9 protein-coding genes are annotated in these 13563 nt (G+C 50.5%); 2 read left to right on the forward strand and 7 right to left on the reverse strand.

Going from position 1 to position 13563, the window contains the following annotated elements:
• Positions 1-36: 36 nt before the first annotated feature.
• The 4 genes from BZG76_RS01030 to BZG76_RS01045 form a co-directional block, all read right to left on the reverse strand.
• Positions 37-1053: a Fe(3+) ABC transporter substrate-binding protein gene (locus BZG76_RS01030; RefSeq protein WP_077459841.1), complete on the reverse strand. Its 1017-nt coding sequence runs from the start codon at positions 1051-1053 to the stop codon at positions 37-39.
• A 164-nt stretch (positions 1054-1217) separates the two neighbouring features.
• Positions 1218-2447 carry an ammonium transporter gene (locus BZG76_RS01035; RefSeq protein WP_077459842.1) on the reverse strand — a complete coding sequence of 410 codons (1230 nt, stop codon included), beginning with the start codon at positions 2445-2447 and terminating at the stop codon, positions 1218-1220.
• Positions 2448-2464: 17 nt separating this feature from the next.
• Positions 2465-2803 carry a P-II family nitrogen regulator gene (locus BZG76_RS01040; RefSeq protein WP_025673127.1) on the reverse strand — a complete coding sequence of 113 codons (339 nt, stop codon included), beginning with the start codon at positions 2801-2803 and terminating at the stop codon, positions 2465-2467.
• Between the two features lie 239 nt (positions 2804-3042).
• Complete coding sequence (locus BZG76_RS01045; RefSeq protein ID WP_158009957.1) at positions 3043-3426, reverse strand: YacL family protein; 384 nt, start codon at positions 3424-3426, stop codon at positions 3043-3045.
• 142 nt (positions 3427-3568) lie between these two features.
• Here BZG76_RS01045 and BZG76_RS01050 point away from each other — a divergent pair, with 142 nt between their 5' ends.
• Entirely contained in the window at positions 3569-4705 is a 1137-nt protein-coding gene (locus BZG76_RS01050) for a glycerate kinase (protein WP_077459844.1), read from the forward strand.
• Positions 4706-4832: 127 nt separating this feature from the next.
• Here the strand turns inward: BZG76_RS01050 and acnB are convergent, their stop codons facing one another.
• Positions 4833-7430: a bifunctional aconitate hydratase 2/2-methylisocitrate dehydratase gene (gene acnB / locus BZG76_RS01055; RefSeq protein ID WP_077459845.1), complete on the reverse strand. Its 2598-nt coding sequence runs from the start codon at positions 7428-7430 to the stop codon at positions 4833-4835.
• Between the two features lie 575 nt (positions 7431-8005).
• Between acnB and BZG76_RS01060 the strand changes: the two genes are divergently transcribed.
• On the forward strand, positions 8006-9919 hold the full coding sequence (locus tag BZG76_RS01060) for a methyl-accepting chemotaxis protein (RefSeq protein WP_077459846.1): 1914 nt from the start codon (positions 8006-8008) through the stop codon (positions 9917-9919).
• A gap of 128 nt (positions 9920-10047) precedes the next feature.
• Here BZG76_RS01060 and lpdA read toward each other — a convergent pair whose 3' ends face one another.
• Together lpdA and aceF are read right to left on the reverse strand one after the other, a co-directional pair.
• Positions 10048-11472, reverse strand: a complete 1425-nt coding sequence (gene lpdA / locus BZG76_RS01065) for a dihydrolipoyl dehydrogenase (RefSeq protein WP_077459847.1) — start codon at positions 11470-11472, stop codon at positions 10048-10050.
• Between the two features lie 183 nt (positions 11473-11655).
• Positions 11656-13557, reverse strand: coding sequence for a pyruvate dehydrogenase complex dihydrolipoyllysine-residue acetyltransferase (aceF, locus tag BZG76_RS01070; RefSeq protein WP_077459848.1), 1902 nt, complete (start codon positions 13555-13557; stop codon positions 11656-11658).
• Between the last annotated feature and the right edge of the window lie 6 nt (positions 13558-13563).

The raw sequence follows: 13563 nt of genomic DNA on the forward strand, positions 1-13563 counted from the left end.
AGACAACAGGGGCGGTCGTCGCCCCTATGCGATGGTTTACAGGTCGAACTGAACTTCATCCAACAGCTTCACTGATTGGGCATAGTTATCAGCAATCGCCTCTAACGGCATTGGGTCGTGCTTATAATCCCCCCAAGATGCCACTAGCTCAGACTTCTCGACACCCGCTTTCACCGGCTCTTCGAAGTTAACCTCAGCATACATATGCTGCGCTTTGTCTGACGTTAAAAATTCCATAAGTTTAAGCGCGTTTTCTTGGTTCGGTGCGTACTTCGCCATCGCCATACCACTCACATTGACATGTGTCCCATGAGTATTCTGGCCCGGATAATTTAGATAAACCGCTTCCGCCCACGCTGTTTGCTCTTCATCGTTTAGCATCTTACCTAGGTAATAGCTATTCCCTAGCGACACATCACAGAGCCCTTCTTTAATCGCTTTTACTTGCGCGCGATCGTTACCTTGTGGTTTACGCGCGAGGTTGTCTTTAACCCCTTCTAGCCATTCTTTGGCTTTCGCTTCACCATGGTTTTCAATGATAGCGGACACAAGAGAGACATTATAAGGGTGTTTGCCTGAACGGGTACAAATCTTGCCTTTCCATTCGGGTTTTTCCAAGTCAAGATAGTCAAAATCGTCACCTAACTCGCCAACTCGCTCCCGAGAAGAGTATACCGCACGTGCACGCGTTGTCAGCGCTACCCACTTATCTTCACTATCACGAAACTGTTCAGGCACATTGCTATCAATCACATCGCTTTGAACCGCTTGCACCACATCTTGGTTTAACAGCTCTTTAAGGCGTGAAATATCAACCGTAAGAAGGACATCTGCTGGGCTATATTCGCCTTCCTGCTTGACCTTTTCTGCCATGCCTTTTTTAGCAAACTTAACGTTTACCTTGATGCCAGTCTCTTCAGTAAACGCATCAAACATGGGTTCAATCAAAAACGGTTGGCGATACGAGTAGACATTCACTTCTTCAGCCGCGAACGCAGTACTTGTTCCTAGCAGGCTAGCCGTCACAGCCGAGGCAATCAGCAGTTTTTTCATCGTAACAGTCCTTAAATATGATGATAAATGATAACGAATCTCACTTTCGTTAGTATACAGAGAATGACTGAATGCTCAATATCGATAGGATCAAAAAAAAACGAAACCCTACTGTAAAAATGTAAGGTTTCGTTTCAGAGTTTAACGATGTCTTATACGCGTGGCTATTTTACGCTGACAAATTCGGGATACGCATCAATACCGCAATCGTGTAAATCCATACCCGACATCTCTTCTTCTTCGGTCACGCGAATACCCATGGTTTTCTTCAATATCCACCAAACCACGCAGCTTGCACCGAATACCCAGGCAAAAATAACGGCCGCTCCCAGAAGCTGGGCACCAAAGGTCGCTGCTGTGTTACTTAAAGGCACAACCATGAGGCCAAAGAAACCACACACACCGTGGACGGAAATCGCACCGACAGGATCGTCAATTTTTATCTTGTCGAGACCGATAATACTGAACACGACGATAGCCCCAGATACCACACCAATGATCAGTGCCGCCACTGGTGAGGGTGACAGCGGATCGGCGGTAATTGCCACCAAGCCAGCCAACGCGCCATTTAAGACCATGGTCAAATCCGCTTTCCCCCATAGGGTTTTGCATACCAGTAAGGCTGCAATAGCACCGGCCGCCGCCGCCGCATTCGTGTTGAGGAAGATTTGTCCCACCGCTGTCGCATTCTCAAAATCTGAGACCATCAACTGCGAGCCGCCATTGAAACCAAACCAGCCGAACCAAAGGATAAACGTCCCCAAGGTCGCTAACGGCAAGTTAGAGCCAGGAATCGGGTTGATTTTACCGTTTTTGCTGTACTTGCCTTTACGCGCACCTAACAAGAGCACACCGGCTAATGCCGCGGAAGCACCGGCCATGTGAACAATTCCTGAGCCGGCAAAGTCACTGAAACCGGCCTCAGATAGGAAGCCGCCGCCCCAAGTCCAATATCCTTCAACTGGATAGATCACCGCCGTCAAGATGACAGAGAAAACCAGGAACGCCCACAGCTTCATTCGTTCCGCGACGGCACCAGACACTACTGACATAGCGGTAGCAACAAACACGACTTGGAAGAAGAAGTCTGATTCCAATGAATGATCAGCCTCTGCGCCCTGTGTGCCAATCAAGGTGCCAAATGAAGGCATAAAACCCCCACCCGCATTGTCGACATACATGATGTTGTAACCGACCAGTAAATACATGGTGCACGCGATGGCATATAAGCAGATATTTTTGGTCAGGATCTCCGTGGTATTTTTAGATCGCACCAAGCCGGCTTCTAACATCGCAAAGCCCGCGGCCATCCACATCACCAACGCGCCGGATAAAAGAAAGAAAAAGGTGTCGAGCGCGTAGCGCAATTCTGTCACCGTATTAACCAGTTCCATTGTCTATACTCCCTGTATTAAATTGCTTCCAAATCCATTTCACCGGTACGAATACGCACCGCCTGCTGAAGATCGAAGACAAAGATTTTGCCATCGCCAATTTTTCCGGTCTGTGCAGCATTAGAAATCGCTTCAACGACAGAATCCACATTCTCGCTCTGTACCGCGATTTCAAGTTTCACTTTGGGTAAAAAATCGACTTGGTATTCGGCGCCACGATATAATTCTGTGTGCCCTTTTTGGCGGCCAAAGCCTTTGACTTCCGAGACCGTCATGCCATCAATACCGGCATCCGCCAACGCTTCACGAACGTCATCAAGCTTAAATGGCTTGATAATGGCGCTAATCAGTTTCATATCCTTCTCCTGAGTCCTTGTGTTTGCTTCACACTGTAGGTATCAAGAGCCGTGCCAATATTTGATGGCTTTAAAATCATGCATTTAGAAAACAAGAAGGGGTAATTCGAGGAGTTTGCACTATAAAAGTGCGAGGTATTCACCAAGACAGCGCATCGGCAATGTGTTATCGCTCAACTGCACCATCAGCGATCATCGAAAAAACGCGGGCCGATTCCCCGCTCCGCGTTTATCTCGAGTTATCGTCGACCATAACGGATAATAAAGTCGCGATAGGCCGATAACATTTCCATAAAGTCATCATAGCCACACGCGGCACAGCTTTCTTGATCATAAAACGTCAATGCCTGCGCACTGAGGGTTGCTTGCGCCTCATCCGATGGTGTTTGTAGCATGGCATTCGCCATCACCACCACTTCATCTTTATTGGCTGTTAAGGTAAAAGTATGCCCGCGCCATTGCTGTTCGTTTTCCAGCTGAGCGAGGGCCTCGACATATTGCTCAACGTGGCTAAGCTCAGTGCCTACTTCATCGAACAACCAGCGGCCAATCGCTTCATGGCCCATTGAGAACACAATGCGATAACTGTCATCAAAACTATTGCGAGAAAATTCGTAATCCACATCCACCTCCAATCTTCGCGCGGCATTGTCCGGCTTTTGCCACGAATTGCCAAGCCCAAGCTGTTATCAAGGTAGCACTTCGCTCATACTGTTTACTTCAGTTCGACTTAATGGACGACCGTCATATCGCCAAGGACAAGCCATGCATATTGTGATCGCACCGGACTCATTCAAAGAAAGCCTCAGCGCCCCACAAGTCGCTAACGCTATTCAAACAGGCATGGCAGCCGCACTGCCTAATGCCACGTTTTCACTGTTGCCCATGGCAGATGGTGGTGAGGGATTTGCACAAAGTATGCTCGAACGACTGGGTGGAGAACGTTTTCACTGTGACGTCACGGGGCCAGATTTTCGCCCGGTGACGGCCAGTTTTGTGATTAATCGTGAGCAACGACTGGCCGTGTTGGATGTCGCCAGTGCCTCAGGTTTACCATTAATGCCAAGCACCGCAAAAAATCCGCTCCATACCACCAGCTTAGGCACCGGTGAACTGATCCGTGCAGCGCTTGATCATGACATCGATGAAATCATTATTGGTTTAGGTGGCAGTGCCACCAATGACGCGGGCGCCGGGATCCTGACCGCCTTAGGCGCGCGCCTGCTTGACGGTGCAGGCAAACCAATTATTCCGACTGGACACGGATTAGGTGCATTGATGACACTGGATCTCAGCACGCTTGATTCACGCCTGCGCGCTGTCACACTCATCGCGGCCTGTGATGTCGATAACCCGCTATGTGGACCCGATGGCGCTGCTACCGTATTTGGTCCGCAAAAAGGCGCCACGGTCAGCCACATTCGCAGTTTAGAGCAACACCTTCACCGTTTTGCCCGTATTTGTCACTATCAACTTGGCCATGCCATTGCGCACTTTCCAGGCGCAGGCGCAGCAGGCGGAATCGGTGCCGCTTTAGGCGGTTTACTCAATGCCCAGCTCGTACCCGGGGTGGAGTTGCTACTAACACGGACCCACGCGTATTCGACCCTGGCACAAGCAGATTGGATTATTACCGGTGAGGGACGGGTCGATGGTCAAACTCAGCACGGAAAAGTCCCCATGGCGCTCGCCCGGATTGGCCAATCACATCACATTCCCGTGGTGGCGATCGCCGGCAGTGTCGGTGACAACTGTGATACGCTTTATCAACACGGCGTCAAAGCGATTTTCCCCATTCAGCCAGGGCCCTGCTCATTGTCTGAGGCGCTGGTCAACACGGCAAGCAACGTCACGCGCACGGCTGAGAATATTGCGCGATTAATGGATAACCCGATTAATTAATCAACCATAACACGAAGCCAGTTGGCGCTCTCTCACTCGGTCACGCACACGAAAAAAAGCGCCTCCCATAAAGATGGAAGGCGCTTTTCTTGGCGCCATGCCGAACGCTATCGGCCATCAGCGCGTCCTACACGGCGGTTTTAACAATCACATCATTGGCGATGTTGGTGTAGGCATCCATTTGATGGAAGTTAAGATAACGATAAGTATCACTTGCCGTCGCATTGATTTGCTCAGCGTACTCTAGATATTCCTTTTGAGTCGGGATCCGGCCGAGAATCGCACCGACTGCCGACAGCTCAGCCGACGCCAGATACACATTCGCGCCCGTACCGAGACGGTTTGGGAAATTACGTGTCGAGGTCGACAACACAGTCGATTTTTCCGCCACACGCGCTTGGTTACCCATGCACAAGGAACATCCCGGCGTTTCGATCCGTACCCCAGCACGACCGTAGATACCGTAATAACCTTCAGCGGTCAGCTGATCTCTATCCATCTTCGTCGGTGGTGCCACCCACATCCGAGTCGATAAGCTGCCACCGAATTTATCCAGCAATTTACCGGCTGCTCGGAAGTGACCAATGTTGGTCATACAGCTTCCGATAAAGACTTCATCGACTCTGTCGCCTGCCACGTCCGACAAGGTACGCGCATCATCCGGATCGTTCGGCGCACACAAGATAGGCTCTTTGATCTCAGCCAGATCGATTTCAAGTACGTGGGCATACTCGGCATCTTTGTCCGCTTCCATCAAACTTGGGCTGTCTAGCCATTGCTGCATCGCTTGAATACGGCGCTCAATGGTACGGCGGTCGCCATAACCTTCGGCAATCATCCACTTCAACATCACAATGTTTGACTCAAGGTATTCGGCCACTGAGTCTTGTGACAGCTTCACGGTACAACCCGCCGCAGAGCGCTCTGCGGATGCATCTGATAGCTCAAACGCCTGTTCAACCGTGAGGTGCTCAACCCCTTCGATTTCGAGAACACGACCGGAAAATTCGTTGATTTTTCCTGATTTCTCAACCGTTAACAGACCTTGTTTGATGCCGAAATACGGAATGGCATGGACTAAGTCACGCAAGGTAACACCGGGCTGCATTTCGCCTTTAAAGCGCACCAAGACCGACTCAGGCATATCCAGCGGCATCACCCCGGTTGCGGCAGCAAAGGCCACCAGACCCGAGCCGGCAGGGAAAGAAATCCCCAGCGGGAAACGCGTATGTGAGTCGCCACCGGTACCCACAGTATCAGGCAGCAGCATACGATTGAGCCAAGAGTGAATCACCCCATCACCTGGACGCAGTGCCACGCCACCACGATTCATGATGAAATCGGGCAAGGTATGGTGTGTTTCCACGTCAACCGGCTTTGGATATGCTGACGTATGACAGAAAGACTGCATGGTCAAATCGGCGGTAAAACCAAGACACGCCAAGTCTTTAAGCTCATCACGGGTCATGGGTCCGGTGGTGTCTTGTGACCCTACCGTGGTCATCTTAGGCTCACAATAGGTATTCGGACGCACACCTTCGACGCCACAGGCTTTACCGACCATTTTTTGTGCCAGCGTAAAGCCTTTGGTGGATTCAGCCACTGGACGGGGACGGCGGAAGACGTCAGATGGCTCAAGGCCGAGACATTCACGGGCTCGATCGGTCAAGCCGCGACCGATAATCAATGGGATGCGGCCACCGGCACGTACTTCATCATACAAAATGTCGGTTTTGAGCTGGAAGGTCGACAACACGTCATCGGTGCCATGCTTGCACACTTTACCGTCAGCGGGGTACAGGTCAATCACATCGCCCATATTGAGCGAAGTCACATCAAGTTCAATCGGCAGAGCGCCCGCATCTTCCATGGTATTAAAGAAAATAGGCGCGATTTTGCCACCTAAACAAAAACCACCTGAGCGCTTGTTAGGGACGTTAGGAATATCCTGCCCCATAAACCACAACACCGAGTTAGTTGCCGACTTACGAGACGAGCCAGTACCGACCACATCACCGACATAAACCAGTGGGTGGCCTTTTTCTTCCAGCGCCTTCATTTGCTCAATGGGGCCAATGTCACCGGGTTTATCCGGCTGAATACCCTCGCGCTCGTTTTTCAGCATCGCAAGAGCATGTAAGGGAATATCTGGACGTGACCAAGCATCTGGCGCGGGAGACAAGTCATCGGTGTTGGTTTCACCCGATACTTTGAACACTGTCAGTGTCACTTTTTCAGGAATCTGCGGTTTTTCCAGGTACCAATCTGCGTTGGCCCAAGATTCCATCACTTGTTTAGCGTAAGCATTCCCTGCTTTCATTTTGTCTTCCACGTCATAGAAAGCATCAAACATGAGCAGGGTATGTGACAGGGCTTTGGCTGCAATTGGCGCCAGTTTTTCATCCTCTAACAACGCGATCAGAGGCTGGATGTTATAACCGCCTTGCATGGTACCGAGTAGCTCTGTGGCGCGCTCAGGGCTGATTAACGGCGATTGCGCCTCACCATTTGCCAACGCAGCTAAAAAGCCTGCTTTTACATAGGCGGCTTCATCCACGCCGGGTGGAATTCGGTTTTCCAGCAAATAAACAAGGGTTTCTTCTTCGCCAGCGGGCGGGTTTTTCAACAGTTCTATCAGACTGGCGGTTTGCTCAGCGTTCAGCGGTTTAGGCACAATACCCTGAGCGGCACGTTCTTCGACGTGTTTACGGTAGGCTTCAAGCACGACTATTTCCTCTTTTCTCGGTCAGATCGTATGATCCAACATCCTTGGAAAGTGTTAGTACTCGTATCACGCTTATCCGGCGAAGTTTATTAAAATTTTCCAGCAAGACGAGGGTTCGAGCACGTAACCGCTGCGTGAGGATAGCATTTTTAACTTAAAATTAAAATCTACCCGTTTTATGAAACATACGACCAAGGTCTTAGTGACGCAGCCCTCTATTCCCTCGTTCTCACGATCCAATTAACCGTGATTGTCGCGTTCTGTTTGATTCTATACGGTTTTTTATCACGATACAGTTAGCCAAAAAAGATAACGCGATATCGATCAGGCGATGCGCCCTCCATCCCTTTTTATCGGTTTGTGTTGAAAGCGCGAGCTAAGTGTCATTTTCATCAATAATTATGGGCAAGGGCTTCAATTTTATCATTTCATCGCCGATACATTAGGAACGGTAAATGTAATTCTGCTAACTTAGACATTGGTGCCATACACATCGTCACTTTTTTGTCACGCTAACTTGTCAACTTATCGATGATTACAAAATAGCGCGTGATAGACCACATAGAGAGAAAGGCATGAAGCTAAAACAACTCACGATTAAGCAAAAGCTCGTGTTGGCATTTGTCTCAGCCGTGATCGCATCGACAGCGATCGTCAGCTATATGAGCTTAAGCCAAGCGCGCGATATTATGGAAAAGCGCCTGTTAGAGAATGAGCTTCCGACCACCCTCACTCAGTTTAGAGATACCATTGATAGTGAAGTTAACCAGCTGCAATCTGCTGCGCGTCAGCTCGCGTCAAATCCGGTGACACTCGATATTCTCAACCAAGGGATCACCCCGAGCGAAGAAGCCCGCGTGGTCAAGCAGCTTAACGTGTTACGTGACCAATACGATCTCAATGATGCCTCTATCGCTAACCGAGAGACCGGCCAGTATTGGAACCAAGATGGTTTTTTACGCGTCCTAACGCGTGAAAAAGACAGTTGGTTTTATAACTTTCTCGACAGTGGCAATGCCACCATGGCACAGGTGTTCCAAGAGGATAATGGCGAGCTCAAGCTGTTCGTCAACTTTCAACAGCTTAACGGCAAAGGCTTGGCTGGGTTTTCGCGTTCACTCGAAGACATGACCCGCTTTTTGAATCAATTCAAAATCGAACAGTCGGGTTTTGTTTTCTTAGTCAATGCCGATGGCATGGTCCAATTGCACCGTGACACCGATCTCATGGGCGAAAAAACATTGAGTGATGTGTATGGAGCACAGGCACGGAGCTTGCTCCAAAAAGGTGACTTTAACCTCCTCGATACACACATTAATGGCAAGGAAGTCCTGCTCGCCTCAAGTTATGTTCCCTCCATGGACTGGTATGTCATCGCAGATGTTCCAGCAGAAGAAGTCTTTGCACCACTCAATCAAACCCGCAATCAGATCCTAATGGTGTCTGTGGTCGTTGGGTTAGTGTTTATTGTGGTGGCCGTTTGGCTTGCGACGACCATTACCAAACCGATTCAATACGTGGCGAATGTGTTCCGTGAGATCGGCGAAGGTGAAGGCGATTTACGCCAACGTGTCGACATCGATAGCCAAGACGAAATTGGCCAACTCGCCTCTGGTTTCAATAGTTTTGTGGAGAAAATCCATCGTCTAGTCTCAGACGTTGCCAGTACCGGTGGTGAGCTTCGTCATGCTGCAGAGCAAGTCTCGTCACAAGCTAGCGCCACGCAATCTCAGAGTGAGTATCAGCGTGATCGCACCGTACAAGTGGTGACGGCGATTAATGAAATGGGCGCGACGGTGAATGAAATTGCCGGCAATGCCGCTAATGCCGCCAGTGCCGCTAACCAAGCGTCCGATGATGCAGCCAATGGCCAAGGTGTGGTCACCCAAGCGCGAGACACCATCGCCAGCCTTGCCGACGATATGGAGAATATGTCGAAAGTGATCAGTGCGCTGGCTGAAAACACCGACGCAATTGGCGGCATTTTGGATGTAATTCGTGGTATTTCAGAGCAAACCAACCTGCTCGCCTTGAACGCCGCCATTGAAGCGGCACGTGCGGGCGAACAAGGGCGAGGCTTTGCGGTCGTTGCCGACGAGGTGCGTAACCTGGCTAGCCGTACCTCCGATTCAACCGATGAAATCCAGACTATGATCAACCGCCTGCAGCAAGAGGCCCATAATGCTGTCAACGCAATGGAGCAAAGCCGTACCATGACAGCCGAAGGGGTCAACGCATCGGATGAGGCGTCGCTGTCACTGAACGCGATTAATGAGCAGATTATCCAAATCTCAGACATGAATACACAAGTAGCGACCGCGACAGAAGAGCAATCAACGGTGGTCAATGACATCAATCAGAATATTGAAGAGATTAATCACAGCTCGCAACAGACCGCGGATACCGCCAATACCATGGCTGAAGCCAGCGAGTCACTGCGTGATCTGTCTAAACGTCTCGATACCTTGGTGGGCAGCTTTAAGCTTTAAGCGTTAACGCTTGACCATCATACTGACTAAGCGGGCCGAGGCCCGCTTTTTTCTTCTCAATCGATATATCACCGATATAAAAAAGCCCCGCAATGCAGGGCTTAAGAAGAAACATATAAACGCGCAGTTTATTTCTTTTTCTTCGCTTTTGGATTCGGCATATCCGTGATTGAGCCTTCAAACACTTCAGCGGCCAAGCCAACAGACTCATGGAGTGTTGGGTGAGCGTGAACAGTCAACGCGATGTCTTCGGCATCACAGCCCATTTCAATCGCAAGACCGATTTCGCCCAACAGCTCACCACCGTTGGTACCGACAACGGCACCCCCGATGACACGGTGCGTATCTTTATCGAAGATAAGCTTGGTCATACCGTCAGCGCAGTCAGACGCAATCGCACGACCAGAAGCCGCCCATGGGAAGGTAGAGGCTTCGTAGTTGATGCCCTCTTCCTTACATTCTTTCTCGGTTTTACCGACCCATGCTACTTCTGGCTCAGTATAAGCAATCGATGGGATCACTTTCGGATCAAAGTAATGTTTCTTACCAGAAATGACTTCCGCAGCCACATGGCCTTCATGCACACCTTTATGCGCAAGCATTGGCTGACCAACAATATCGCCGATCGCATAGATGTGTGGCACGTTAGTGCGCATTTGCTTATCAACATTGATGAAGCCGCGATCGTCAACTTCAACCCCGGCTTGGCCGGCGTCAAGCAGTTTGCCATTCGGGCTACGGCCAATCGCAACCAATACAGCATCATAACGTACTGGCTCTGCTGGCGCTTTTTTGCCTTCCATCGTCACGTAAATACCATCTTCTTTGGCTTCTACTGCGGTGACTTTGGTTTCCAGCATCAGGTTCATTTTCTTGCTGATACGCTTGGTAAAGACTTTAATCACGTCTTTATCGGCCGCCGGGATCACCTGATCACACATTTCGACCACATCGACCTGTGAGCCCAATGCGTGATAGACAGTACCCATTTCTAGACCAATGATACCACCGCCCATCAGCAGCATTTTCTCTGGTACGTCTTTGAGCTCGAGCGCGTCAGTAGAGTCCCAGATACGTGGATCATCATGCGGGATAAATGGCAGCTCGATAGGACGAGAGCCGGCCGCGATGATCGCGTTGTCAAAATTAATGGTGGTGCTTTCTTCACCCTCGACCAACAGGGTGTTGGCGCCAGTGAAACGGCCGGTACCGTTAACCACGGTCACTTTACGCTGCTTGGCCATGCCACCTAAGCCACCGGTCAACTGACCGATCACCTTGTCTTTCCAAGAGCGAATTTTATCGATATCGGTTTGTGGCTCGCCGAAAACCACGCCATGATCGGCCATCGCTTTGGCTTCTTCGATCACTTTGGCAACGTGTAGTAGGGCTTTAGAAGGAATACAGCCAACGTTTAGACACACACCCCCTAGGGTGTTGTAACGTTCAACCAGCACTGTTTCCAAACCTAGGTCGGCACAGCGGAAAGCGGCGGAGTATCCAGCAGGACCAGCGCCAAGAACGACGACTTGCGCTTTGATTTCTTTACTCATTCTGACCTCGTTGTAGTCTTATTCCCTGACAGGCTAAGAGCGGTAGTTTTTATTGTTGTGGGTGTTTGGTGCCACAGTTTACAGCCATGTTAATGGGCTGAAAAATAAAAACCCATAGCCTGTGAGCTGCACAACAATTCCCAACCGACCCTTCACGGACCGGTTGGGTTGTCGATGTTGCGATTACAGTACCAAACGGCGGATATCGGACATTAGACCGTTGAGGTAGCTGATAAAGCGCGCACCCTCAGCACCGTCAATCACACGGTGGTCATAAGACAGAGACAGTGGCAGCATCAGGCGAGGTTCAAAGTCCTTACCGTTCCATACTGGCTTCATTTCTGACTTAGAGACACCCAAGATTGAGACTTCTGGTGCATTAACGATTGGCGTAAACGCGGTACCGCCCAAACCACCGAGGCTTGAGATGGTAAAGCAACCGCCCTGCATATCAGAAGCAGTGAGCTTGCCCGCACGCGCTTTCTTCGAGACTGCCATCAGCTCTTCAGATAACTCGTAGATGCCTTTTTTGTTCACGTCCTTAAAGACAGGCACAACCAGACCATTTGGCGTATCAACCGCAATGCCGATGTTGACATATTTTTTCATGATCAGGCTTTCACCGTCTTCCGACAGTGATGCGTTGAATGAAGGGAAAGCTTCCAGCGCTTTAGCAGCGGCTTTCATGATGAACACCAATGGGGTGATCTTCATGCCAGACTCTTTCTTCTTCTCAATCGCGTTTTGCTCTTTACGGAACGCTTCCACTTCAGTGATATCAGCGTTATCCCACTGCGTCACGTGCGGGATCATCACCCAGTTACGTGCCAGGTTCGCACCCGAGATCTTCTTAATGCGTGACAGTGGTTTGACTTCAGTTTCACCGAATTTGCTGAAGTCCACTTTAGGCCAAGGGAGCAAGCCAAGTGCACTGCCGTCGCCTGAGCCAGATGCTGCACCCGATTCAAGGCGTTTTAGCGCGTCTTTGACAAAGCTCTGAACGTCTTCTTTCAGTACACGTCCTTTACGACCGCTACCTTTTACCTTCGCAAGGTTCACGCCAAATTCGCGGGCAAGACGACGAACAACAGGCGACGCATGCGCGTATTCTTTGTTCTCTACAAACTCGTCTTTGCCGGCGTCAGCTTTAGCCGCTGGGGCGTCGGCCTTAGCCGCAGGTGCGGGTGCCGCCTTTTCAGCAGCAGGTGCCGCTGCAGGTGCAGGCGCTGCTGGTGCAGGCGCTGCTGGTGCGCTACCAGCAACCTCGAACACCATGATGTGCGAGCCGGTGGACACTTTATCGCCCGCCGCAATTTTGATCTCTTTGACCGTACCCGCAAACGGTGCCGGTACTTCCATTGACGCTTTGTCGCCTTCAACGGTGATCAGTGACTGCTCTTCTTCAATGGTATCGCCAACGGCAACCATAATGTCAGTCACTTCAACTTCATCGCCACCGATATCAGGGACGTGAACGTCTTTGGCTTGTGCTGCTGCCGGCGCCGCTGGTGCCTCGGCTGCTGCTGGGGCGTCTGCAGCTGGAGCACTGCCACCCACTTCGAACATCATGATCAGTGAGCCAGTTGACACCTTGTCACCCGCCGCGATCTTGATTTCTTTAACGGTACCCGCAAACGGTGCAGGCACTTCCATTGAGGCTTTATCGCCTTCAACAGTGATCAGTGACTGCTCTTCTTCAATGGTATCGCCAACCGCAACCATGATCTCAGTGACTTCAACTTCGTCACCACCGATATCAGGGACGTGCACTTCTTTGGTTTCTGATGCGGCCGCTGGTGCTGTAGCAGGGGCGGCTGGCGCCGCCTCTTGAGCTGGGGCGCTTTGCGCTGGCGCATCGGCTTCGAAGATCATAATCAAAGAGCCAGTGGTGACTTTATCACCCTCGGCAATTTTGATTTCCTTGACCACACCCGCTTGTGACGCAGGGACTTCCATGGATGCTTTATCACCTTCAACGGTGATTAACGACTGTTCTTCTTCTACCTTGTCGCCAACGCTAACAAGGATCTCAGTCACTTCTACTTCATCCGCACCGATGTCAGGTACATTAATCTCGATTGACATTGTTTC

The sequence above is a fragment of the Salinivibrio sp. AR647 genome (genome assembly GCF_001995415.1).
In the GTDB taxonomy this organism is placed as follows: domain Bacteria; phylum Pseudomonadota; class Gammaproteobacteria; order Enterobacterales; family Vibrionaceae; genus Salinivibrio; species Salinivibrio costicola.

Bases quoted from the DNA above. Each gene is read 5' to 3' on its own strand.
- BZG76_RS01030 (WP_077459841.1), bottom strand. From the start codon at position 1,053: ATGAAAAAACTGCTGATTGCCTCGGCTGTGACGGCTAGCCTGCTAGGA.
- BZG76_RS01035 (WP_077459842.1), bottom strand. From the start codon at position 2,447: ATGGAACTGGTTAATACGGTGACAGAATTGCGCTACGCGCTCGACACC.
- BZG76_RS01040 (WP_025673127.1), bottom strand. From the start codon at position 2,803: ATGAAACTGATTAGCGCCATTATCAAGCCATTTAAGCTTGATGACGTT.
- BZG76_RS01050 (WP_077459844.1), top strand. From the start codon at position 3,569: ATGCATATTGTGATCGCACCGGACTCATTCAAAGAAAGCCTCAGCGCC.
- BZG76_RS01060 (WP_077459846.1), top strand. From the start codon at position 8,006: ATGAAGCTAAAACAACTCACGATTAAGCAAAAGCTCGTGTTGGCATTT.
- lpdA (WP_077459847.1), bottom strand. From the start codon at position 11,472: ATGAGTAAAGAAATCAAAGCGCAAGTCGTCGTTCTTGGCGCTGGTCCT.
- aceF (WP_077459848.1), bottom strand. From the start codon at position 13,557: ATGTCAATCGAGATTAATGTACCTGACATCGGTGCGGATGAAGTAGAA.